Genomic DNA, 20,481 nt, shown 5'->3' on the forward strand with positions numbered 1-20,481 from the left:
CTTATTTCTGTTTGAAGTATCATTCAGCCTTTAGCTGAAGAATCTTATCTTAAACAATTCTGTTATTAAACTCTTCTGCGTTTTGGAGGACGACAACCGTTGTGAGGAAGTGGAGTAATATCCTTGATGGTAGTCACATCGATTCCAATACCTTGTAAAGAACGGATTGCAGACTCACGTCCAGCACCAGGTCCTTTTACAAAAACTTCAACTTTACGCAATCCTAAGTCGTATGCCACTTTTCCACAGTCGTTTGCAGCTTGTCCGGCAGCATATGGGGTGTTCTTTTTCGAACCTTTGAAGCCCATTTTACCAGCTGATGACCATGAAATTGTTTGACCTTGATTGTTAGTCAAAGTTACAATGATGTTGTTAAAAGTAGCATTGATATGAGCTTGACCAACAGGCTCGATAACAACGATACGTTTTTTAGTAACTTTTTTACTTTTAGCCATTTCTTACTTATTATTTAGTAGCTTTTTTCTTGTTTGCAACTGTCTTACGTTTTCCTTTACGCGTACGGGAGTTATTTTTCGTACGTTGTCCACGAACTGGTAAGTGTTTACGGTGGCGTAGTCCACGGTAACAACCAATATCCATCAAACGTTTAATGTTCAATTGTACTTCTGAACGTAACGCACCTTCAACTTTGATTTCATCGTTGATGATGGTACGAATTGCTGCCAATTGATCATCATTCCATTCCTGAACTTTCACGTTCTGATCGATACCTGCTTTTTCCAAGATATAAGCAGCAGTGGAACGACCAATACCGAAAATATAGGTAAGGCCAATAACACCTCTTTTGTTTTTAGGTAAATCTATACCTGATATCCTTGCCATATAATACTTTAAGCGATTATGTTAATAACTAACCCTGACGTTGTTTAAACTTTGGGTTCTTTTTGTTAATTACAAAAACTTTTCCTTTGCGACGGATGATTTTGCAATCCGCACTGCGTTTTTTAATTGATGCTCTAACTTTCATTTTTATAAGTTTTTTTAATACTGCTACAAATGCGTTATTCGACTTATTTATAGCGGTATGTAATTCTTCCTTTGGTTAAATCATATGGAGACATTTCCAACTTCACCTTATCACCTGGCAGAATTTTAATGTAGTGCATACGCATTTTGCCGGAAATATGGGCAATAATCTCATGACCATTTTCCAACTCTACACGAAACATCGCGTTTGAAAGCGCTTCCTTAATGATACCGTCTTGTTCTATCGAGGCTTGTTTAGCCATATAAGCTCTATTTTTATGTATAAATTCGCAAAACAGGAGTGCAAAGATAAATAAAAATAATTGAATACCAACTACTTTTTACTTAAAACTTTCTCTATTGCCTCAAAATTCAATAACACGTCTGGTTTTCCTTTTCGGATGGCCACCATTTGCTCAAAGTGTGCAGAAAGCTTCCCATCGATGGTACTTACCGTCCAACCATCATCCCAAAACTTCACCCCACCTTTTCCGGCATTGATCATCGGTTCGATACAGATCACCAAGCCCTCTTCTAATTTTGGTCCGGATCCACGCTTGCCGTAGTTTGGCACTTCTGGTTTTTCATGCAAATGAAAACCAACACCATGACCTACTAACTCGCGTACAATACCGTAGTTATAGCGTGTTACATATTCTTGAATAGCAGAGGAAATATCACCTACACGTTTTCCAGCAACGGCTTCTTCGATACCTGCGTATAATGACGCTTTAGTAACATCCAATAATTGCTGTGCTTCGGCAGAGATTTCGCCTACCCCAAATGTATAAGCGGAGTCGCTAATAAAACCATTTAAATTTACCCCACCATCTACGGAGACAATATCTCCTTCTTTCAATTCATACACACTTGGAAACCCGTGTACAATCTGGTCATTTACGGAAATGCACAGGGAATACGGGAAACCGTGGTAATTTAAAAAAGCCGGCGTACCTTTATGATCTTTAATAAAATCGAAAGCGAACTTATCTAAGGATAAAGTCGTAATCCCGGGCTTAATCAACGAAGCGATTTCAGCAAGCAATTGCGAGAGTACATTTGCTGACTCCCGCACCTGCTCAATTTCTTCGTCTGTTTTATAATATACTTTGGACATTCAAAAATTAAATTGCTGATTGGTCGTAACCTTCAACACTAGTTGCAGTACTACGGCCTTTAACACGACCTGTTTTCATTAAACCATCATAGTGGCGCATCAACAAATGACTTTCGATCTGCTGAATGGTATCCAATACCACACCTACTAAGATTAATAATGAAGTACCGCCATAGAAATGTGCAAACTGATTGTTTACACCGAACAAAGTAGCAATTGCCGGTAAGATGGCAATAATAGCTACAAAGACCGCTCCTGGGAAGGTAATGTGAGAAATCACATTATCGATAAACAAATTGGTGTCATAACCAGGTTTAATACCCGGAATGAAACCACCGTTTTTCTTCATGTCTTCTGACATCTGCTGCGGGTTCACCATAATCGCTGTATAGAAGAAGGTAAATGCAATAATCAATAGAGCAAAGACCACATTATACGTTACGGAAGTATAGTTACTCAACGAGTTTAAGAAGTCAGACTGCACGTTCGGGAAGAACTGCGTTAATGACATCGGCAAGAACATAATGGCTTGCGCGAAGATGATAGGCATTACCCCAGCGGCATTCACTTTCAAAGGAATGTACTGACGAACACCACCGATTTGTTTATTTCCAACGATTTTCTTAGCGTATTGTACTGGAATTTTACGAACTCCTTGAACAACAAGAATAGTAAAGATTACAACGAAGAATAAGGCAACAAACTCTAACAACAATGGAATAGGACCACCACCGCTAGGGCTCATTCTAGATCCCCATTCTGCTGTAATACCTGCAGGAAGCTGCGCGATAATTCCTGCCATGATAATCAGTGAAATACCATTACCGATACCTTTATCAGTAATCTTTTCACCTAGCCACATCACAAACAATGTACCTGCTGTCAATACAATAGCCGCTAAAATAGAGAACATTGGATCGGCAATAGTTTTAGCTTCCGGGCCAATTTGTGTCTTTACGTAAGCTACAGACTGTACCAAAGTAATCGCTACGGTTAGGTAACGGGTAATTTGGGTCATCTTCTTACGACCAGACTCTCCCTCTTTTTGCATCTTTTGAAACGCAGGCACAGCTATCCCCAATAACTGCACAACGATAGATGCGGAGATGTATGGCATTACGCCTAATGCAAAAATGGCTGCACGCGAGAATGACCCGCCGGCAAACATATTGATTAGGTTCATAATATCATTACCACCTTCTCTGTTTACTACCAATGCATCCGGATTCACACCTGGCAATACCACGTGACATCCTATGCGGTATATTAAAAGAAATAGTAACGTATTTAAGATACGATTACGTAATTCTTCAATCTTCCATATATTGGTTAAGGTTGTGATTAGTTTCTTCATGTATTATTACATTTTTACGATAGAACCACCTGCTGCTTCAATAGCTTTTTGAGCTGAGGCAGAAAACGCATGGGCTTTAACTTCAACTTTCGCTGTAAACTCGCCACGACCTAAGATTTTCACTTTGTCGTTTTTAGAAACTAAACCATGAACGTTTAATGTTTCGAAGTCTACGGAAGTTAAATTGTGCTTCTCAACTAATCCTTGTAATACATCTAAGTTTACACTAGTGTATTCTACACGATTGATGTTTTTGAAACCAAACTTAGGCACACGACGTTGTAAAGGCATCTGACCACCTTCAAAACCGATTTTCGTAGAAGTACCGGAACGAGATCCTGCACCTTTATGACCACGGGTTGAAGTACCGCCACGTCCTGAACCTTGACCACGACCGATACGTTTTTTACTCTTGGTTGAACCAACTGCTGGTTTTAAATTACTTAAGTTCATTTTAAAATGAATTGTGTTACTCCTTCGCTCTCACTAAACAGGAGGTAACATTTTAATATTTAATGAATAAACAGAATGGAAAGGACTGTGAGAAATCCTTTCCATCGTTATTTTTAAACAGTTTCTACAGCTACCAAATGGTTCACTTTGCGAACCATGCCAATAATGGCTGGAGTAGCTTCAACTTCTACTGAGTGGTTGATTTTTTTCAATCCTAAAGCCTCAATAGTTTTCTTTTGGCGCTCGCTTCTGTCGATAACGCTCTTTATCTGGGTGATTTTAATTTTTGCCATGATATTAACCGTTAAATACTTTATTTAAATCGACACCGCGTGTTTGCGCTACGGTATAAGCATCACGCATGTTTGCTAATGCATCAATCGTTGCTTTTACTACGTTATGCGGGTTAGAAGAACCTAATGATTTTGCTAACACGTCAGTGATACCAGCAGACTCTAATACGGCACGCATCGCACCACCTGCTAATACTCCTGTACCGTGTACCGCTGGTTTGATCAATACTGAACCACCAGAGTACTTACCGTACTGCTCGTGAGGAACCGTACCTTTAATGATAGGAACCTTCACTAAGTTTTTCTTCGCGTCGTCAATACCTTTAGTAATCGCTTCAGTAACCTCTTTAGCTTTACCTAATCCGTATCCTACGATGCCGTTTTCATCACCAACAACCACGATAGCTGAGAAACTGAAGGTACGACCACCTTTAGTAACTTTGGCAACGCGTTGGATGCTTACTAAGCGATCTTTTAATTCAATTTCGCTTGATTTTACTCTTTTAATATTGCTTAATGCCATTTTCTTTCTTGATTAAAAGTCTAAACCGCCTTCGCGAGCACCTTCAGCCAATGATTTGATACGGCCATGGTATAGATACCCATTACGGTCAAAAACTACTTTGCTAATTCCTGCTGCTACGGCTTTCTCCGCAACTAATTTACCTACAGCTTTCGATTGCTCTACTTTATTGCCTGATGCAGCAAATTCTTTAGACGAAGAAGAGGCAGACACTAAAGTCTTACCAATGGTATCGTCGATAATTTGTGCGTAGATTCCTTTGTTACTTCTAAAAACGGTTAAACGAGGACGTTCTGTCGATCCAGCCAGGTGTTTTCTAATTCCTTTTTTGATTCTCGCTCTACGAGTTGATTTAATTCCTGCCATGGTTATTATTTTTTAGCTGATTTACCTGCTTTTCTTCTTAATACTTCACCCGCGAATTTAATACCTTTTCCTTTGTAAGGCTCTGGCTTACGGAAGCTACGGATTTTCGCGGCAACCTGTCCGATTAATTGTTTGTCGGTAGACTCCAAGGTAATCGTTGGGTTTTTCCCTTTCTCTGCAGTAGTTGTTACTTTAATTTCCGCTGGCAAAACAAAAACAATCTGGTGAGAGAATCCTAAAGTCAACTCTAATGTATTACCGTTGTTTGAAGCACGGTAACCAACACCCACTAATTCTTGTGTAGTTTTATACCCTTCTGTTACACCTACAACCATGTTGTTAAGCAAGGCGCGGTACAAACCGTGTAATGCTTTGTGTTTCTTTTGTTCAGTCGGACGAGATACGACAATATTACCGTCTTCTTCTTTAACAGTAATGTCGCGGTCCACTTGCTGTGTTAATTCGCCTTTAGGGCCTTTCACAGTGATCAGATTTTTATCTGACACGGAAATTGATACTCCCGAAGGAATGGCAATAGGCGCTTTTCCAATTCTTGACATTTCTTTGTGTTTTTTCCTAGATTAATAAACGTAACATAAAACTTCACCGCCAACATTTTGAACGCTAGCTTCTTTATCCGACATCACACCTTTCGATGTAGATAGGATAGCAATGCCTAAACCGTTCAATACGCGAGGAATGCTGTCAACACTTGCATACTTTCTTAAACCAGGTTTACTCACACGTGTCAAAGTGCGAATAGCCGGTACCTTGCTAATTGGGTGGTATTTCAATGCAATCTTGATGATGCCTTGAGGACCTTCCTCAACAAATTTGTAATTAGCAATGTAACCTTTGTCAAAAAGAACTTTGGTGATTTCTTTCTTTAGGTTCGATGCAGGAATTTCAACAACCCTGTGGTTGGCCTTAATGGCATTCCTTACTCGTGTAAGGTAATCCGCTATTGGATCTGTATTCATTATGATATAAAATTATGATAATGGTTTCCGGTTATCTCCTTGACGACCAGACCTATTATCGGTTAATACTATTTGCAATGCAAAAAAAACCCGATAAATCGTTTTCACGATTTATCCGGGCAAAAGTAAATATTTTTTTTTGTTTACCAAGAAGCTTTTTTCACCCCTGGGATTTTTCCGTCTAAAGCCATCTCACGGAATGTTACACGAGAGATACCAAATTGACGCATATATCCTTTAGGACGGCCTGTTAATTTACAACGATTGTGCAAACGTACAGGGGAAGCATTCTTAGGCAATTTGTCTAAGGCTGCATAATCACCAGCTGCTTTAAGGGCAGCACGTTTTTCTGCAAACTTAGCTACTAATTTCTGACGCTTTACTTCGCGTGCTTTTAATCCTTCTTTAGCCATTGTTGTTCGAATTTTGATTTTTGAATGGTAAACCGAATTGTTTCAATAACTCTAAAGCTTCGATATCGTTCTTAGCTGATGTTACGAAAGTGATATCCATACCTTGGATCTTGTTGATTTTGTCAATGTTGATCTCTGGGAAGATAATTTGCTCCGTAATCCCTAAGTTGTAGTTTCCGTGTCCATCGAAACCTTTATCGTTGATACCGCGGAAGTCACGGATACGTGGTAATGAAACAGCGATTAAACGATCTAAGAATTCAAACATATTGTTGTCGCGTAAGGTTACACGAGCTCCAATAGGCATTCCTTTACGCAATTTGAAGTTAGAGATATCTTTCTTAGATTTCGTAGGAACAGCTTGTTGACCGGTAATCAAAGTTAACTCGCCAATTGCATTGTCAATTAACTTCTTGTCAGCTGTTGCAGCACCGATACCTTGAGATACAATAATCTTCTCCAGTTTAGGAACTTGCATCACGCTTTTGTACTGAAACTTTTCTTTAAGCGCTGAGCGGATTTCTTCCGCATATTTCGCTTTTAATCTTGGTGCGTAAGTCATTATTTAATTTCCTCCCCTGATTTTTTAGCGTAACGAACGATTTTACCTTCTGCATTAACTTTACGACCAACACGTGTCGGAGCACCTGTTTTAGGGTCAATTAAAGCTAAATTAGAGATATTGATAGCAGCTTCTTTCTCAATGATACCACCATTAGGGTTAGCTGCGCTAGGTTTAGTGTGTTTTTTAACAAGGTTAGCGCCTTCAACGATAGCTCTGTTTGCATCCACTAAAACTTGCAATACTTTTCCTTGAACACCTTTAGAGTTACCAGCGATAACTTTCACTAAATCACCTTTTTTAATTTTGATTTTGTGCGTAGTTGTTTTTGTTTTCTGTGCCATAATTATAAAACCTCCGGTGCTAGTGATACAATTTTCATGAACTGCTTCTCACGTAATTCTCTGGCAACAGGGCCGAAAATACGCGTTCCACGAGGCTCATCGTTATTATTTAATAATACTGCTGCATTGTCATCGAAACGAATGTAAGAACCATCTTTACGACGGATTTCTTTTTTCGTACGTACGACTACTGCTTTAGAAACGGATCCTTTTTTCACGTTTCCTGAAGGTAAAGCGCTCTTTACGGTAACAACGATCTTATCACCGATAGATGCATAACGCTTACGCGTACCGCCCAATACACGGATTACTAAAACTTCTTTAGCTCCGCTATTGTCCGCTACATTTAATCTTGATTCCTGTTGTACCATCTTATTTAGCCCTTTCTAAAATTTCAACTAATCTCCAGTTTTTTGTCTTACTCAGCGGACGAGTTTCCATAATTAATACCGTATCGCCGATACCGCAGGTATTCTCTTCGTCATGAGCTTTGAATTTAGTAGTTTTTTTCACGAACTTACCATAGATAGGGTGTTTTACTTTACGTTCAACCGCTACAGTAATGGATTTGTCCATTTTGTTGCTAACTACTAAGCCGATTCTTGTTTTTCTTAAATTTCTTTCCATTTCGACTTTAATTTTTATGCCTCAGCGGCTGTTTCAGATTGCGCTGCATTCTTACGGTTCGATACCTCAGTAGCGATACGAGCGATAGTTTTGCGAGCTGCTTTGATCACGTTAGGGTTCTCAATAGCAGAAACAGCATGTGCAAATTTCAATTTGTTTAAGGCAGCTTTCTCTTCAGCAAGACGAGCTGTTAAATCCTTCGTTGATAATTCTACGATTTCTGAATTTTTCATTTTTTTCCAGTGTTGATGTTGGGTTATCCTTAATTTTTAAATATGGCCTTACTGGTAACGGCAGTAAGGCTAAATTTTAGACATTACCAACGATTATTATGCTTCAACGTAATCTCTACGTATCACAAACTTCGTTTGAACCGGTAATTTTTGTGCGGCAAGACGTAAGGCTTCTTTAGCAATTTCTAAAGGCACCCCTTCTGCTTCAAATAACATCCGGCCTGGGCGCACTACCGCTACCCAGTATTCTGGAGCACCCTTACCCTTACCCATACGTACCTCTGCAGGTTTTTTCGTAACAGGTTTGTCAGGGAAGATGCGGATCCACACTTGACCTTCACGTTTCATGTAACGTGTTACGGCGATACGTGCTGCCTCAATTTGACGGCTAGTGATCCATGCTGACTCCAGTGATTTGATACCGAAAGAACCGAAAGCTAATTCTGCTCCACGAGTAGCATTACCTTTCATGCGGCCCTTCTGCATCTTTCTGAACTTCGTTCTTTTTGGCTGTAACATGTTCGTATTTTGTTAAAATCTGTTCTTACAGATAGTTTTAAATCTTAATTAATTAATCTCTTTTTCCACCACGGTTGTTATCACGACGACCACCACCACGGTTGTTATCACGACGGCCACCGCCACGGTTGTCACGACGGTCTGAACCACCTTCGTTTCCACCACGAGATTTTACGCCTGACGCTTGACCGATGTTTGGAGATAAGTCACGTTTACCGTAAACTTCACCTTTACAGATCCAAACTTTAACACCGATCTTACCGTAAGTAGTTAATGCTTCTGCTAAAGCATAGTCGATATCTGCGCGTAATGTGTGTAAAGGAGTTCTTCCTTCTTTGTATTGTTCAGTACGTGCCATCTCAGCACCACCTAAACGACCTGAACACATTACTTTGATACCTTCAGCACCCATACGCATGGTTGTAGCGATAGCGGTTTTCATTGCACGACGGAAAGAGATACGAGCCTCTAATTGTTTTGCAATACCTTCAGCTACTAATTTAGCGTCAAGTTCTGGACGTTTGATCTCGAAAATGTTGATTTGAACATCTTTTTTAGTCAGTTTCTTCAACTCTTCTTTAATCTTGTCAACCTCTTGACCACCTTTACCAATAACGATACCTGGACGTGCTGTGTGGATTGTAACAGTAATACGTTTTAATGTTCTTTCAATTACAACTTTTGCTACACCGCCTTTTGCGATACGTACAGAAAGATATTTTCTTATTTTTTCGTCCTCAACCAACTTATCAGAATAGTTGTTGCCTCCGAACCAGTTAGAATCCCATCCTTTGATGATCCCTAATCTGCTACCTATTGGATTTGCTTTTTGTCCCATTCTTATTAATATTAGTTGTTAACGTTGTTAATACTATCTACGATCAAAGTAACATGGTTTGAACGCTTACGAATTCTATAACCACGACCTTGAGGAGCTGGACGCAATCTCTTCAATTGACGACCACCACCAACAGATACTTCTTTTACATACAAGCCACCATCTTCAACTGAAGCGCCTTCATTTTTAGCTTCCCAGTTTTTAATTGCTGACAACAATAATTTCTCAACACGGATTGCAGCTTCTTTTCCTGTATGTTTTAGAATATATAGCGCATTTTCTACTTTCTGACCACGGATAAGATCCACTACTAAACGCATTTTGCGCGGAGACGTAGGGCAGTTCAATAATTTGGCAGTAGAAGCTCCTCCTACCTGAGCTTTTTCCTGCTCTTTGCGCTGTTTTACTAAAACAGATTTTTTAAGTTTTTTTGTTGCTTCCATTACCTATTATTTTTTCTTTTCTGCGTGGCCTCTGAAAGTACGCGTAGGCGCAAATTCACCAAGCTTGTGACCAACCATATTCTCTGTTACATAAACCGGAATAAATTTATTCCCGTTGTGCACTGCGAAGGTATGACCAACAAAATCAGGTGAAATCATTGATCTACGAGACCAAGTCTTAATTACTGACTTTTTGTTTGTTTCATTCATAGAAAGAACTTTTCTTTCTAGGTTGTGATCGATATAAGGACCTTTTTTAATTGAACGAGCCATTATTTTTTCCTTCTCTCAATGATGTAACGATTCGATGTTTTCTTCTTGTAGCGAGTTTTGTAACCTTTCGCTAATACTCCTGTACGTGAGCGTGGGTGACCTCCGGATGAACGGCCTTCACCACCACCCATAGGGTGATCTACTGGGTTCATAGCCACACCACGAACGCGAGGACGACGACCTAACCAACGCTTACGACCAGCTTTACCTAACACTTGGTTAGATTTCTCCGAGTTAGACACGGAACCAATCGTTGCAACACAGGTTAATAAGATCATACGAGTCTCACCCGATGGCAATTTGATAATGGCATACTTTCCATCACGTGCAGATAACTGCGCGTAAGTCCCAGCCGAACGAGCGATTGAACCACCTTGACCAGGGTTCAACTCAATGTTGTGGATGATAGAACCTAGTGGAATGCTCGCTAGAGGCATTGTATTACCAACTTCTGGGGCTACTGATTCGCCAGCAATTACAACTTGTCCTACTGTTAATCCAGCTGGAGCAATGATGTAACGTTTCTCACCATCAGCGTAGTGCAATAAAGCAATACGAGCTGTACGATTCGGATCGTACTCGATAGTAGCAACTGTTGCAGGGATATCTTTTTTATCGCGTTTGAAATCAATTAATCGGTATGCTTTTTTATGTCCCCCACCGATGTAACGCATAGTCATTTTACCGGATTTATTACGACCACCTGAACGCTTGTTGGTGCCAACAACTAATGATTTCTCAGGAACGTTAGTAGTAACGTCTGAATAATCAGCACCTACTCTGAAGCGAGTACCAGGGGTAACCGGTTTGAATCTTTTAACTGCCATTTCTTATTATAGTGTACTGTAAAAGTCAATAGTTTCACCATCTTTCACCGTGATGATGGCTTTTTTATACTTAGGGCTTCTTCCAGAAACGAAACCAGCTTTCGTGTAACGGCTTTTTGATTTTCCCGCAACAACTGCAGTATTTACTGCAACAACTGATACGCCAAACATTTGCTCAACAGCTTGTTTGATCTGGATTTTGTTTGCTCTGTGATCTACTTTGAAAGCGTAACGGTTAGATTTTTCCGTTAATAAAGAAGCTTTCTCAGTTAAGATAGGTTTTTTAATAATTTCCATATTACTTAGCGAATGCTTCCTCCAAAGATTTAACAGAATCTGCAGTTAACAATAATTTTGTAGCGTTTAATACATCATATGTACTTAACTCTGCTGCTACAACAACTTTTGCTTTCTTCAAGTTTCTGCTTGATAAATAAACATTGTTATTATATGCTGATAACACTAATAATGTTTTCTCATCAGCACAGTTCAACGCATTTACTAATGACACATAGTTTTTCGTTTTGATGCTATCGAAGTTTACTTCGTCTAACACCAATACATTGTTCTCTTGTGCTTTATAGCTTAACGCTGATTTACGAGCTAATTGCTTTAATTTTTTGTTTAATTTAAAGCTGTAGTCTCTTGGTTGAGGACCGAATACACGACCACCACCATTAAACAATGGAGATTTGATAGAACCCGCACGAGCACCACCAGTACCTTTTTGTTTGTGTAATTTACGAGTAGATCCCGCAATCTCATTACGTTGTTTTGATTTGTGAGTTCCTTGGCGTTGGTTCGCTAAGTATTGTTTCACATCCAAATAGATCGCATGGTCGTTTGGCTCTACACCGAATACTGCTTCAGGAAGTTGCACCTTGGCACCTGTTTCTTTACCTGATAAATTTAATACGTTAACTTCCATCTCTACTATTTGTCTACGATTACATAAGAACCTTTAGCTCCTGGAATGGAACCACTAACAACGATTAGGTTTTGCTCAGGGTAAACTTTCAATACTTGTAAGTTTTGAATCTTTACACGCTCGCCACCTGTACGACCCGCCATACGCATTCCTTTGAATACGCGAGAAGGCCATGATGAAGCACCTAAGGAACCTGGAGCACGTAGTCTGTTGTGCTGACCGTGAGTCGCACCACCTACACCACCAAATCCGTGACGCTTCATTACGCCTTGGAATCCTTTACCTTTTGAAGTACCAACCACATCAACGTACTCGCCTTCTTCAAATAATGTAACATCCACGACGTCACCTAGTTGTTTCTCATCCTCGAAAGTTTTGAATTCAACTAGCTTACGCTTAGGACTAACGTTTGCTTTCGCAAAGTGTCCTTTTAAAGGTGCGCTTGTGTTTTTCTCCTTGGCATCGTCAAAACCAAGTTGAATCGCAGCGTAGCCATCCTTTTCTACCGTACGTATATGCGTTACCACGCACGGCCCAGCCTCGATTACTGTACATGGGATGTTCTTCCCATCAGCGTTGAACAGGCTGGTCATTCCTACTTTTTTACCAATAATTCCTGACATGTTATAAATTAATTAATTAAACGTCCATCGAAGCAGTAGGGCTTCGCTCAAGACACAATATCCCCATAAAGGGATTGCAAAAGTACAAACTATTTTATAACTATCAAATAATTAGTGCATTATTTTTTTTCAAAATAAAGAATGGGAAAGCCGCAATTCGAGAAAATTAGGATTGTATCATTTTTTTGCCCGCAAGAAGACGCTGATAACGTAGCAATGCCTCGATATAATAATAGTCGGCATAACTCAAAGGCACATCCACCTCCGAGTTTATGGGCAAGGCGCCCACACTATGCTGTAATATGAAGCCCCCATTGCTGCCATAGCTCGCAAAATAAGGTGCAGAAGATAAGTTCTTTAGCAGGGTTTCCGCTTGCCGGAAGTAGAATTCCCCTTGTTTTCCGCGGCTATAATCGGCCAGTTCCAATAAGGCCGACGCCATTAAGGCCCCAGCAGAAGCATCACGCAAAGTCCTTTTGCCATACATTTTACTGCCTTCCGGAATCTTGTCGTAATCAAAATCCCAAACCGGAACCAAATCCGATGGTAAGTTTGGATGATGGAGGATATACTGCGCAATGCGCTGCGCCTGCTTTAAGTATGCTTTATCCTTGGTTTCCCTATACATCATGGTATAGCCATATAAGGCCCAAGCTTGTCCCCTCGCCCATGCCGATTCATCTGCCGTTCCCTGATGGGTTTTGCGCCCCAGGACGGCACCCGTTTCCGGATCATAGTCTATTACATGGTAAGAACTGTAGTCTTTTCTGAAATGATGTTTAAGGGTTGTATTGGCATGGCTACGGGCAATATCCGCATACTTACGGTTCCCTGTTTGCTTGCTCATCTCCTCAAGAAACTCCAGGTTCATCATATTATCAATAATAACCGGATATTTCCATTTGCCATGATCCCAGGAACGTATCGTCTTGGTTACGGGGCTATATCGCGAGGCCAAGGATTCGGCACCATTGACCAAGATGGGTTTGTAACTGGCACTATCGCCGGTGATGCGCAAAGCATTTCCAAAACTGCAGAACAACATAAAGCCTAGGTCATGCGTACGTTTATTATATTGTTCCTTTTCCAGGTGTTTTAGCTTATCCAATCCCAATTGCTTCAATTCCGCATCTCCCGTAGCTTCCGACAGCAACAAGAGGGTGCCAGGATAGAAGCCCGAACACCACCAGGAGGAATTTGAAAACTTATGTTTCCCCTGCTCAAAATTCTGCGGAAACTTATCGGCCGGCGTGGCAGCCGCCAACAGCTTAATTTGTTTGGCAGATTGTTGCAATCTATCTTCGATAAATGATTGATCCAAATGAAGTGCATGTTTGGTTTGGGCAAAGGCAACAGTACCGCTCAATCCTAAAACATAACAGGTAAATACAATCAACATATTCCGCATAGCGATGGAGATATAAAAGGTTTATGAATTGCTATTCCAATAAATTAAACACTCAATTTAAGCATTCCATTTTATTTGCCGGCGCGAAACTATCGAAAACGATTTCGCCTAGGCACAAAAAAAAGATGTGAAGCATCTACTTCACATCTTTCCTTATGTTGTTCGGTTTAGTACTGCCCGGTGTTTAACATCACCAAGGTGCAGGCCTCAACCACTTCAATACCCTGCGCTTTGGCCTTCTCTGCCAGTTCCGCATTCTCTGCACCTGGATTGAAGATAATACGCTTCGGGTTGGTTTTTAAAATATAGTCGTAGTAAGGTGCCTGATTCTGCGGACCAACATACAGGGTAATCGTATCGATATCCTGATGAATAGCCTCCGCAGGCTCAATTTCTGCACCAGCAACAGTGCCAACCTTCCGACCCACGTTTACAATAGGGTAACCTTTTCTGACTAATTTATTCGCCACTAAATAAGAGTATCTTGCTGGATTAGTACTCGCTCCCAAAATCAAGGTTTTTTTCATATGTTGCCTTTATATATTACTGAACAAATTCACCATTTGCGTTGTACGCATTTTGTCTCAAAATAGGAATTTCTAAGATTTTATACAAATTATCTAGATGATTCAAGCTACCATTGGCCATATTGGTCAACAGTACTATGGTCACATCGTTCGTCAAATCACGTACATATAAGCTCTTAAAACCGTGCCACCATCCCGTATGATAAACAACCGGATTGTTCGGCGGACTAAACGTACGCCAACCATAGCCATAACTAAATAAACTGCGCTTAGCATCGCTGCGCGGAATAAAGGAAGAATCCTGCAAGGCCTTTCCTAAGACACGGCCATCACGTAAGGCTAAATCCAAGGCATATAAGTCGCGCACCGTACTGTAGATCCCCTTATCGCCTACGGGGCCATCCAGGTAATTCTGTACCACAGAACGACGCCATACCTTATCATGGCCGATCACCTTTGTCGGAATCTTATCATACACCGCCTTGGAATACACATTGGTATTTTTCATACCTGCCGGATCAAAGACATTTTCCTTCATATACACCGCAAAGTCTTTCCCGGTCACTTTCTCAACAATAGATGCCAGCACCATAAAGTTCGAGTTGTTGTAGTGAAAACGGCCATCGGGTGCACCATAGCGACCCGGATGGTGCTGAATCAATAAGCTCATCGCATCCTGGTTGGTCATCCCCTTCTTCCGATCGGGCCATACCGTTTCTGCGAAGTACACATAATTCGGAAGTCCGGAACGATGCGATAATAATTGCTTAATGGTAATTCCCTTATACGGAAAATCCGGATAGAACCGCTCGACCGAATCAGCTAAACTCACCTTCCCCTGCTCCACCAATTGCAACATGGCAATGGCCGTCATCGGTTTAGATACCGAAGCCAATTCAAACTGCGAATCGATTTGCAAACTATCCTTTAACAGGTAATCCGCCCAACCAAAAGAATTCTGGTAAAGGATCTTTCCTTTCTTAGCCACCAACACATTGCCATTAAATCCCGCTTTCTTATGCAAGTTCTGCATAAAGGAATCAATCTGCGGGTCGGCTTCCGCAGGATTATATACTAAACTGATGCTATCTTTTTTTTCTTGTTTTGCCCGTTCTTTGAGCTGCTTGGCCTCTGGCGAGCCACAAGACACGAAAACCAATGCACTAATTCCTAGTGCGAAAATCGACTGTTTAAAACTCACTCCTTAATTCTTGATCTATGCTGTACAATGATGATGTACAAATTACTACATATTGCGTATAAATCCAATAAGAAAATGGCAGGAATTGGTATTATTCAGGATACATGTGTAAGGTACCAAAGCCAATACGAAGCCCTATTCCACAAAAAAAGAGGCCATCCGATTGGATGGCCTCTTCCTATGCGTATGGAAAGCTTATGCCAATAAACGAATCGGCGCTTCTAACAATGCTTTTAATGTTTGTAAGAATTGTGCACCTGTTGCACCATCCACCACACGGTGGTCACAACCTAGCGACAATTTCATGATATTTCCAGGTACTACAGCTCCGTTTTTCACGACAGGAACTTGTTGAATAGCACCTACAGAAAGGATAGCACCGTCTGGCGAGTTGATAATCGATGTAAACTCATCGATACCGAACATACCTAAGTTAGATACGGTGAAGGTAGATCCTTCCCAATCAGCAGGCTGCAATTTCTTCGCTTTCGCTTTCTGTGCAAAGTCTTTCACCTCTGCAGAGATGTGCGATAAGGATTTACCATCTGCAAAACGAACAACAGGAACCAATAAACCATCTTCAACAGCCATCGCAACACCGATGTTGGTATGCTCGTTATATCTGATTTTATCACCTAACCAAGACGAGTTCACGTTAGGGTGTTGTTTCAAGGCAATGGCAACCGCTTTGATCACGATATCGTTGAAAGAAACTTTTACTGGAGCCACTTCGTTAATTTGCGCACGTGCAGCAATCGCATTGTCCATGTCGATGCTTACGGTCAAATAGAAGTGTGGCGCGGTAAACAAAGATTCCGATAAACGACGCGCAATGGTTTTACGCATTTGGTTCACTGGTTTCTCCGTGAAACGCTCTTCACCGATATATTGTGGCAAGCTAACAGTTTTCACCTCTCCTTCGGCTGCTTTAGCAGGCGCGGATGCCGCTGCTGCTGCAGGAGCTGCTGATGGTGTAAAGTTCTCTACGTCTTTCTTCACGATACGACCGCCTTCGGCAGATCCTTTTACTTGAGAAAGATCGATTCCTTTTTCTTTCGCGATTTTCTTCGCTAAAGGCGAAGCTTTCACACGCGCATCCGATGCTGCCGCTGCAGGTGTTTCTGCTGCTGCCTCAGCCGGAGCTGCTGCTGTTGCTTCTTTTTTATCCTCAGCTTTTGCTTCCGCTTTCGCTGCTGGTTTCTGGTTTAACAATGGGGTAACATCTGTTCCTGCAGGACCAACGATTGCAATAATATCGTTTACTTTCGCTGCTTGGCCAGCTTCTACACCAACGTACAATAATGTACCATCTGCATAAGCAGTTACTTCCATGGTTGCCTTATCGGTTTCCACGTCCGCAATAGCATCGTCAGATTTAATGGTATCACCCACTTTAAAGTTCCACTGCGCAATAACACCTTCAGTCATAGTATCGCTCAATAAAGGCATGGTAATTACCGTTACGCCTAAATCTTCTGCCGATACCTGTTCACCTGCAGGCTCTTCCGCTGCTTCTTCTTTTGCAGGCTCGCTTTTTTCTTCCTTAGCCGGTGCTGCTGCAGATGCTTCACCACCTTCTAATAAAGCCTTATAATCTTCGCCTTCTTCCCCAAGTACCGCAATAACAGCATCAATAGCTACTGCTTCGCCTTCCTTCGGGCCAATATACAACAAGGTTCCTTCCTGGTAGGATTCGAAATCCATTGTTGCTTTATCTGTTTCAATCTCGGCAACTAAATCGCCAGAGTTTACTTTATCACCAACTTTTTTGTGCCATTTAGCGATAACACCTTCCGTCATGGTGTCGCTCATTTTCGGCATTCTTACTACTTCAGCCATTGTTTAGGTATCTTCTATTTTAGTTAAAGTAATTTCCTTATTAATCCATTACAAAAGGATAATCCTCTTGTACATAAACGTCTTTGTAAATATCCTCAGCTGCCGGATATGGAGACTCCTCTGCAAACTTCACAGACTCATCTACAATTTTCTTAATCTCCGCGTCTACAGCTTCGAACCACGCATCATCAGCATATTTATTTTCTACAATAGCATGTTTGGTCGATAACAAAGGGTCTCTGCCTTTGTACTCTTCCAATTCTTCTTTCGTACGGTATTTAGCCGGGTCAGACATCGAGTGTCCTTTATAACGATATGTACGGATCTCTAAGAAGGTAGGTCCTTCACCCGCACGAGCACGTTGTACCGCCTCATCCATCGCGTTGTGAACAGCAACCACGTCCATACCATCCACTGGTGCACATGGCATATCAAAGCCAAGACCCATTTTGTAGATGTCTGTCATGTTTGTTGTACGTTGTACGGAAGTACCCATCGCATAACCGTTGTTCTCACACACGAAAATTACAGGTAGTTTCCACAACATCGCCATGTTTAAGGTTTCGTTAAAGGCACCCTGACGCACCGCGCCATCACCCATATAACAAATATTAACGTTGTCGGTTCCTAGGTATTTCTCCGCAAAGGCAATACCAGCCCCCAAAGGAATCTGGCCACCTACGATACCGTGTCCACCCATAAATTTATGCTCTTTGGAGAAGAAGTGCATCGAACCACCTTTACCTTTGGAACAGCCTGTTACTTTACCGAACAATTCTGCCATACAAGCATCCGCCGATACCCCTTTTGCTAATGCATGGGCGTGATCACGGTAAGCCGTAATTAAAGAATCTTCCGGTTTGATTACCGACATGGTGCCGGCAACTACGGCCTCTTGTCCAATGTATAAGTGACAAAATCCGCGTATCTTTTGCTGTCCATATAGCTGGCCAGACTTCTCTTCAAATTTGCGCATGAGTAGCATTGATTTATACCACTCTAAATAGGTCTCTTTTGTTATAGGTGTTGAACTCATTTGTACGAATTGAATTTCTTTACTTAACTGACTACAAATCTAATCAATATTAACGAGATTTCGGATAAAATTTAGTGTACATTTAACGCTTTGTGTCATCTGAGCAACAAAATTTCCGACCGATATAAATAATGAACGACCTGCAAGAGGTCGTTCGTTAAATTTATGCCATTAGGGTTAAGAGTCGGTCAGCACTAACTTTCTGCTGCTCCCCACTCTGCATATTTTTCAAACTCAGCTGCCCGCTTTGGACTTCCTCCTCGCCTACCAGCAAGACATACGGAATCCGCTTGGCATCCGCATAGCCCATCTGCTTTTTCAACTTCAGCGCCTTCGGATACAGCTCCACGGCAATGCCCGCTTCGCGCAAGCGCTGCAATAAAGGCAGCGTATAGGATTCGATGGTTTCATCGAAATTTATAATCAACAATTTGGTCTGCGCGGCAGCACTTTCCGGAAACAGGTTCAGCTCTTCCAACACATCGTAAATACGGTCGGCACCAAAGGATACCCCCGCTCCGGTCATGTCTTTTAGCCCAAACATGCCCGTTAAGTCATCATAACGGCCTCCGCCACCAATACTTCCCATTTGCACTTCATTGGTCTTCACCTCAAAAATACAACCGGTATAATAGTTTAACCCACGCGCCAGGGTTACGTCCAGTTCCACAATATGCTCCAATAAAGCCCCTTTGCCCAACTTGGTCAAATACGCAAACACTTCTTCGATTTCTGCAAGCCCTTTCAAGCCGATCTCCGAATTAGCCAATACCGACTTCAGGGAATTGATTTTCTCCGTATTCGATCCGCTTAACAGAATGATAGGTTTCAACACTTCCAGATCCGCATCCACAAATCCACGATCCAACAATTCCTTGTTCACTCCTTCCAAACCGATCTTGTCCAGTTTGTCGATGGCGACAGTCATGTCAACAATTAATTCTGGTTTACCGATTACCTCGGCAATACCCGATAATATTTTACGGTTGTTTAGCTTGATATTGAAGTCGCGCAAGCCTAAATCCAATAGCGCTTCATGGTAAATCAAGACGAACTCGGCCTCATTCAATAGGGAATCCGAACCGACAACATCCACATCGCATTGGAAGAATTCCCGATAGCGACCACGCTGTGGCTTATCAGCCCGCCAAACCGGCTGAATCTGAAAACGCTTAAAAGGAAAAGCTATATCGTTCTGGTGCATCACTACATAACGCGCAAAAGGCACCGTTAAATCATAACGTAAGGCCTTCTCCGAAATCTGAGGCACCAACTTCAAGGAGTTCTTCTCGGCCAATAATTCCGCCGAAGCTTTGCTTAAGTAATCTCCCGAATTTAAAATCTTAAAAATAAGGCGATCCCCCTCCTCTCCATACTTGCCCGTAAGGGTGCTTAGGTTCTCAAACGATGGAGTCTGAATTTCATTATAACCATACTTCCGAAAAACACGCTTCAGCGTGTTGAAAATAAAATTCCTTTTCTCCATTTCTGCAGGAGAAAAATCACGCGTTCCTTTGACTAGAGAGGGTTTTATACTTGCCATGGGGGCAAAGGTAAGAAAATTAGTAGAGAGTATTTAGAAGGGAGTAGTTAGTATTTAGTAGTTAGTATTTAGACCTAGGGTGTACAACAAACTTATTAGCTTGGCTTAGTTGGGTTAGCCTAGGTTGTACAACTAAGTTATTAGCTTGGCTTAGTAATATTTGCTTTTAAGTAATAAAGTTGGATAAGTACTTAGAATGATAGGCATTTAGTAAATACTGTACC

The 20,481-nt window shown here is 41.4% G+C and carries 32 protein-coding genes; all 32 read right to left on the reverse strand.

All coding sequences use genetic code 11. From position 1 onward, the window contains the following. Positions 1-65: 65 nt before the first annotated feature. On the reverse strand, positions 66-455 hold the full coding sequence (gene rpsK, locus GQF63_RS10165) for a 30S ribosomal protein S11 (RefSeq protein WP_160369119.1): 390 nt from the start codon (positions 453-455) through the stop codon (positions 66-68). 10 nt (positions 456-465) lie between these two features. Further along, positions 466-843 (reverse strand): 30S ribosomal protein S13, encoded by a 378-nt coding sequence (gene rpsM, locus GQF63_RS10170; RefSeq protein ID WP_160369120.1) that lies wholly within the window; start codon positions 841-843, stop codon positions 466-468. A 28-nt stretch (positions 844-871) separates the two neighbouring features. Then, positions 872-988 carry a type B 50S ribosomal protein L36 gene (gene ykgO / locus GQF63_RS10175; RefSeq protein WP_013665024.1) on the reverse strand — a complete coding sequence of 39 codons (117 nt, stop codon included), beginning with the start codon at positions 986-988 and terminating at the stop codon, positions 872-874. Between the two features lie 43 nt (positions 989-1,031). Next, positions 1,032-1,250 carry a translation initiation factor IF-1 gene (gene infA / locus GQF63_RS10180; protein ID WP_021071231.1) on the reverse strand — a complete coding sequence of 73 codons (219 nt, stop codon included), beginning with the start codon at positions 1,248-1,250 and terminating at the stop codon, positions 1,032-1,034. 71 nt (positions 1,251-1,321) lie between these two features. Continuing rightward, positions 1,322-2,104, reverse strand: coding sequence for a type I methionyl aminopeptidase (map, locus tag GQF63_RS10185; protein ID WP_160369121.1), 783 nt, complete (start codon positions 2,102-2,104; stop codon positions 1,322-1,324). Positions 2,105-2,111: 7 nt separating this feature from the next. Then, positions 2,112-3,458 (reverse strand): preprotein translocase subunit SecY, encoded by a 1,347-nt coding sequence (secY, locus tag GQF63_RS10190; protein ID WP_160369122.1) that lies wholly within the window; start codon positions 3,456-3,458, stop codon positions 2,112-2,114. A 6-nt stretch (positions 3,459-3,464) separates the two neighbouring features. Further along, on the reverse strand, positions 3,465-3,911 hold the full coding sequence (rplO, locus tag GQF63_RS10195) for a 50S ribosomal protein L15 (RefSeq protein WP_160369123.1): 447 nt from the start codon (positions 3,909-3,911) through the stop codon (positions 3,465-3,467). 113 nt (positions 3,912-4,024) lie between these two features. After that, the gene (rpmD, locus tag GQF63_RS10200) at positions 4,025-4,204 is read right to left on the reverse strand and encodes a 50S ribosomal protein L30 (RefSeq protein ID WP_149524841.1); all 180 of its coding nucleotides are present in this window, start codon (positions 4,202-4,204) and stop codon (positions 4,025-4,027) included. A gap of 4 nt (positions 4,205-4,208) precedes the next feature. Beyond that, complete coding sequence (gene rpsE / locus GQF63_RS10205) at positions 4,209-4,727, reverse strand: 30S ribosomal protein S5 (protein ID WP_149524840.1); 519 nt, start codon at positions 4,725-4,727, stop codon at positions 4,209-4,211. 12 nt (positions 4,728-4,739) lie between these two features. Next, entirely contained in the window at positions 4,740-5,093 is a 354-nt protein-coding gene (gene rplR, locus GQF63_RS10210; RefSeq protein ID WP_160369124.1) for a 50S ribosomal protein L18, read from the reverse strand. A gap of 5 nt (positions 5,094-5,098) precedes the next feature. Beyond that, positions 5,099-5,653 carry a 50S ribosomal protein L6 gene (gene rplF, locus GQF63_RS10215; RefSeq protein ID WP_160369125.1) on the reverse strand — a complete coding sequence of 185 codons (555 nt, stop codon included), beginning with the start codon at positions 5,651-5,653 and terminating at the stop codon, positions 5,099-5,101. A 21-nt stretch (positions 5,654-5,674) separates the two neighbouring features. Beyond that, complete coding sequence (rpsH, locus tag GQF63_RS10220; RefSeq protein WP_160369126.1) at positions 5,675-6,073, reverse strand: 30S ribosomal protein S8; 399 nt, start codon at positions 6,071-6,073, stop codon at positions 5,675-5,677. A 143-nt stretch (positions 6,074-6,216) separates the two neighbouring features. After that, positions 6,217-6,486: a 30S ribosomal protein S14 gene (rpsN, locus tag GQF63_RS10225; RefSeq protein WP_093100399.1), complete on the reverse strand. Its 270-nt coding sequence runs from the start codon at positions 6,484-6,486 to the stop codon at positions 6,217-6,219. Next, on the reverse strand, positions 6,479-7,048 hold the full coding sequence (gene rplE, locus GQF63_RS10230) for a 50S ribosomal protein L5 (protein ID WP_160369127.1): 570 nt from the start codon (positions 7,046-7,048) through the stop codon (positions 6,479-6,481). Before rplE ends, rpsN begins: the two co-directional genes overlap by 8 nt. Beyond that, complete coding sequence (rplX, locus tag GQF63_RS10235; RefSeq protein ID WP_160369128.1) at positions 7,048-7,392, reverse strand: 50S ribosomal protein L24; 345 nt, start codon at positions 7,390-7,392, stop codon at positions 7,048-7,050. The genes rplE and rplX overlap by 1 nt, the downstream gene beginning before the upstream one ends. Before the next feature lie 2 nt (positions 7,393-7,394). Continuing rightward, a complete protein-coding gene (rplN, locus tag GQF63_RS10240) occupies positions 7,395-7,763 on the reverse strand; it encodes a 50S ribosomal protein L14 (protein ID WP_002997484.1) in 369 nt (122 codons plus the stop codon). 1 nt (position 7,764) lies between these two features. Next, positions 7,765-8,019, reverse strand: coding sequence for a 30S ribosomal protein S17 (rpsQ, locus tag GQF63_RS10245; protein WP_149524834.1), 255 nt, complete (start codon positions 8,017-8,019; stop codon positions 7,765-7,767). A gap of 14 nt (positions 8,020-8,033) precedes the next feature. Further along, positions 8,034-8,252, reverse strand: a complete 219-nt coding sequence (gene rpmC / locus GQF63_RS10250) for a 50S ribosomal protein L29 (protein WP_160369129.1) — start codon at positions 8,250-8,252, stop codon at positions 8,034-8,036. Positions 8,253-8,348: 96 nt separating this feature from the next. After that, positions 8,349-8,771, reverse strand: coding sequence for a 50S ribosomal protein L16 (gene rplP / locus GQF63_RS10255; RefSeq protein ID WP_160369130.1), 423 nt, complete (start codon positions 8,769-8,771; stop codon positions 8,349-8,351). 52 nt (positions 8,772-8,823) lie between these two features. Further along, the gene (gene rpsC, locus GQF63_RS10260; protein WP_160369131.1) at positions 8,824-9,609 is read right to left on the reverse strand and encodes a 30S ribosomal protein S3; all 786 of its coding nucleotides are present in this window, start codon (positions 9,607-9,609) and stop codon (positions 8,824-8,826) included. 11 nt (positions 9,610-9,620) lie between these two features. Continuing rightward, the gene (gene rplV, locus GQF63_RS10265) at positions 9,621-10,052 is read right to left on the reverse strand and encodes a 50S ribosomal protein L22 (protein ID WP_160369132.1); all 432 of its coding nucleotides are present in this window, start codon (positions 10,050-10,052) and stop codon (positions 9,621-9,623) included. 6 nt (positions 10,053-10,058) lie between these two features. Next, positions 10,059-10,325, reverse strand: a complete 267-nt coding sequence (gene rpsS, locus GQF63_RS10270; RefSeq protein ID WP_002997495.1) for a 30S ribosomal protein S19 — start codon at positions 10,323-10,325, stop codon at positions 10,059-10,061. After that, complete coding sequence (gene rplB, locus GQF63_RS10275; protein ID WP_160369133.1) at positions 10,325-11,152, reverse strand: 50S ribosomal protein L2; 828 nt, start codon at positions 11,150-11,152, stop codon at positions 10,325-10,327. Before rplB ends, rpsS begins: the two co-directional genes overlap by 1 nt. 6 nt (positions 11,153-11,158) lie before the next feature. Next, positions 11,159-11,449 (reverse strand): 50S ribosomal protein L23, encoded by a 291-nt coding sequence (gene rplW / locus GQF63_RS10280; protein WP_160369134.1) that lies wholly within the window; start codon positions 11,447-11,449, stop codon positions 11,159-11,161. A gap of 1 nt (position 11,450) precedes the next feature. Beyond that, positions 11,451-12,080, reverse strand: coding sequence for a 50S ribosomal protein L4 (rplD, locus tag GQF63_RS10285; RefSeq protein WP_160369135.1), 630 nt, complete (start codon positions 12,078-12,080; stop codon positions 11,451-11,453). A gap of 5 nt (positions 12,081-12,085) precedes the next feature. After that, on the reverse strand, positions 12,086-12,703 hold the full coding sequence (rplC, locus tag GQF63_RS10290; protein ID WP_160369136.1) for a 50S ribosomal protein L3: 618 nt from the start codon (positions 12,701-12,703) through the stop codon (positions 12,086-12,088). A gap of 166 nt (positions 12,704-12,869) precedes the next feature. Then, positions 12,870-14,102, reverse strand: coding sequence for a glycoside hydrolase family 88 protein (locus tag GQF63_RS10295; RefSeq protein WP_212592531.1), 1,233 nt, complete (start codon positions 14,100-14,102; stop codon positions 12,870-12,872). Positions 14,103-14,278: 176 nt separating this feature from the next. Then, positions 14,279-14,638 carry a CoA-binding protein gene (locus GQF63_RS10300; protein WP_160369138.1) on the reverse strand — a complete coding sequence of 120 codons (360 nt, stop codon included), beginning with the start codon at positions 14,636-14,638 and terminating at the stop codon, positions 14,279-14,281. Positions 14,639-14,654: 16 nt separating this feature from the next. After that, positions 14,655-15,839: a serine hydrolase gene (locus GQF63_RS10305; RefSeq protein ID WP_160369139.1), complete on the reverse strand. Its 1,185-nt coding sequence runs from the start codon at positions 15,837-15,839 to the stop codon at positions 14,655-14,657. Between the two features lie 195 nt (positions 15,840-16,034). Then, on the reverse strand, positions 16,035-17,678 hold the full coding sequence (locus tag GQF63_RS10310; RefSeq protein ID WP_160369140.1) for a dihydrolipoamide acetyltransferase family protein: 1,644 nt from the start codon (positions 17,676-17,678) through the stop codon (positions 16,035-16,037). Positions 17,679-17,718: 40 nt separating this feature from the next. After that, entirely contained in the window at positions 17,719-18,714 is a 996-nt protein-coding gene (pdhA, locus tag GQF63_RS10315) for a pyruvate dehydrogenase (acetyl-transferring) E1 component subunit alpha (protein ID WP_160369141.1), read from the reverse strand. Positions 18,715-18,877: 163 nt separating this feature from the next. Continuing rightward, positions 18,878-20,257, reverse strand: coding sequence for a histidine--tRNA ligase (gene hisS / locus GQF63_RS10320; RefSeq protein ID WP_160369142.1), 1,380 nt, complete (start codon positions 20,255-20,257; stop codon positions 18,878-18,880). Between the last annotated feature and the right edge of the window lie 224 nt (positions 20,258-20,481).

Source organism: Sphingobacterium humi, assembly GCF_009768885.1.
Lineage (GTDB): Bacteria > Bacteroidota > Bacteroidia > Sphingobacteriales > Sphingobacteriaceae > Sphingobacterium > Sphingobacterium humi.

Excerpts from the sequence above, each read along its gene's own strand:
- rplN (WP_002997484.1), bottom strand. The coding sequence starts at position 7,763 with ATGGTACAACAGGAATCAAGATTAAATGTAGCGGACAATAGCGGAGCT.
- rpsH (WP_160369126.1), bottom strand. The coding sequence starts at position 6,073 with ATGAATACAGATCCAATAGCGGATTACCTTACACGAGTAAGGAATGCC.
- pdhA (WP_160369141.1), bottom strand. The coding sequence starts at position 18,714 with ATGAGTTCAACACCTATAACAAAAGAGACCTATTTAGAGTGGTATAAA.
- secY (WP_160369122.1), bottom strand. The coding sequence starts at position 3,458 with ATGAAGAAACTAATCACAACCTTAACCAATATATGGAAGATTGAAGAA.
- rpsN (WP_093100399.1), bottom strand. The coding sequence starts at position 6,486 with ATGGCTAAAGAAGGATTAAAAGCACGCGAAGTAAAGCGTCAGAAATTA.
- GQF63_RS10300 (WP_160369138.1), bottom strand. The coding sequence starts at position 14,638 with ATGAAAAAAACCTTGATTTTGGGAGCGAGTACTAATCCAGCAAGATAC.
- ykgO (WP_013665024.1), bottom strand. The coding sequence starts at position 988 with ATGAAAGTTAGAGCATCAATTAAAAAACGCAGTGCGGATTGCAAAATC.
- rpsE (WP_149524840.1), bottom strand. The coding sequence starts at position 4,727 with ATGGCATTAAGCAATATTAAAAGAGTAAAATCAAGCGAAATTGAATTA.
- rplR (WP_160369124.1), bottom strand. The coding sequence starts at position 5,093 with ATGGCAGGAATTAAATCAACTCGTAGAGCGAGAATCAAAAAAGGAATT.
- rpsC (WP_160369131.1), bottom strand. The coding sequence starts at position 9,609 with ATGGGACAAAAAGCAAATCCAATAGGTAGCAGATTAGGGATCATCAAA.
- rplW (WP_160369134.1), bottom strand. The coding sequence starts at position 11,449 with ATGGAAATTATTAAAAAACCTATCTTAACTGAGAAAGCTTCTTTATTA.
- rplC (WP_160369136.1), bottom strand. The coding sequence starts at position 12,703 with ATGTCAGGAATTATTGGTAAAAAAGTAGGAATGACCAGCCTGTTCAAC.
- hisS (WP_160369142.1), bottom strand. The coding sequence starts at position 20,257 with ATGGCAAGTATAAAACCCTCTCTAGTCAAAGGAACGCGTGATTTTTCT.
- rplF (WP_160369125.1), bottom strand. The coding sequence starts at position 5,653 with ATGTCAAGAATTGGAAAAGCGCCTATTGCCATTCCTTCGGGAGTATCA.
- rplX (WP_160369128.1), bottom strand. The coding sequence starts at position 7,392 with ATGGCACAGAAAACAAAAACAACTACGCACAAAATCAAAATTAAAAAA.
- GQF63_RS10295 (WP_212592531.1), bottom strand. The coding sequence starts at position 14,102 with ATGTTGATTGTATTTACCTGTTATGTTTTAGGATTGAGCGGTACTGTT.
- rpsQ (WP_149524834.1), bottom strand. The coding sequence starts at position 8,019 with ATGGAAAGAAATTTAAGAAAAACAAGAATCGGCTTAGTAGTTAGCAAC.
- rpmC (WP_160369129.1), bottom strand. The coding sequence starts at position 8,252 with ATGAAAAATTCAGAAATCGTAGAATTATCAACGAAGGATTTAACAGCT.
- rpsM (WP_160369120.1), bottom strand. The coding sequence starts at position 843 with ATGGCAAGGATATCAGGTATAGATTTACCTAAAAACAAAAGAGGTGTT.
- rplP (WP_160369130.1), bottom strand. The coding sequence starts at position 8,771 with ATGTTACAGCCAAAAAGAACGAAGTTCAGAAAGATGCAGAAGGGCCGC.
- GQF63_RS10310 (WP_160369140.1), bottom strand. The coding sequence starts at position 17,678 with ATGGCTGAAGTAGTAAGAATGCCGAAAATGAGCGACACCATGACGGAA.
- rpsK (WP_160369119.1), bottom strand. The coding sequence starts at position 455 with ATGGCTAAAAGTAAAAAAGTTACTAAAAAACGTATCGTTGTTATCGAG.
- rpsS (WP_002997495.1), bottom strand. The coding sequence starts at position 10,325 with ATGGCTCGTTCAATTAAAAAAGGTCCTTATATCGATCACAACCTAGAA.
- rplV (WP_160369132.1), bottom strand. The coding sequence starts at position 10,052 with ATGGAAGCAACAAAAAAACTTAAAAAATCTGTTTTAGTAAAACAGCGC.
- infA (WP_021071231.1), bottom strand. The coding sequence starts at position 1,250 with ATGGCTAAACAAGCCTCGATAGAACAAGACGGTATCATTAAGGAAGCG.
- rplE (WP_160369127.1), bottom strand. The coding sequence starts at position 7,048 with ATGACTTACGCACCAAGATTAAAAGCGAAATATGCGGAAGAAATCCGC.
- rpmD (WP_149524841.1), bottom strand. The coding sequence starts at position 4,204 with ATGGCAAAAATTAAAATCACCCAGATAAAGAGCGTTATCGACAGAAGC.
- rplD (WP_160369135.1), bottom strand. The coding sequence starts at position 12,080 with ATGGAAGTTAACGTATTAAATTTATCAGGTAAAGAAACAGGTGCCAAG.
- map (WP_160369121.1), bottom strand. The coding sequence starts at position 2,104 with ATGTCCAAAGTATATTATAAAACAGACGAAGAAATTGAGCAGGTGCGG.
- rplO (WP_160369123.1), bottom strand. The coding sequence starts at position 3,911 with ATGAACTTAAGTAATTTAAAACCAGCAGTTGGTTCAACCAAGAGTAAA.
- rplB (WP_160369133.1), bottom strand. The coding sequence starts at position 11,152 with ATGGCAGTTAAAAGATTCAAACCGGTTACCCCTGGTACTCGCTTCAGA.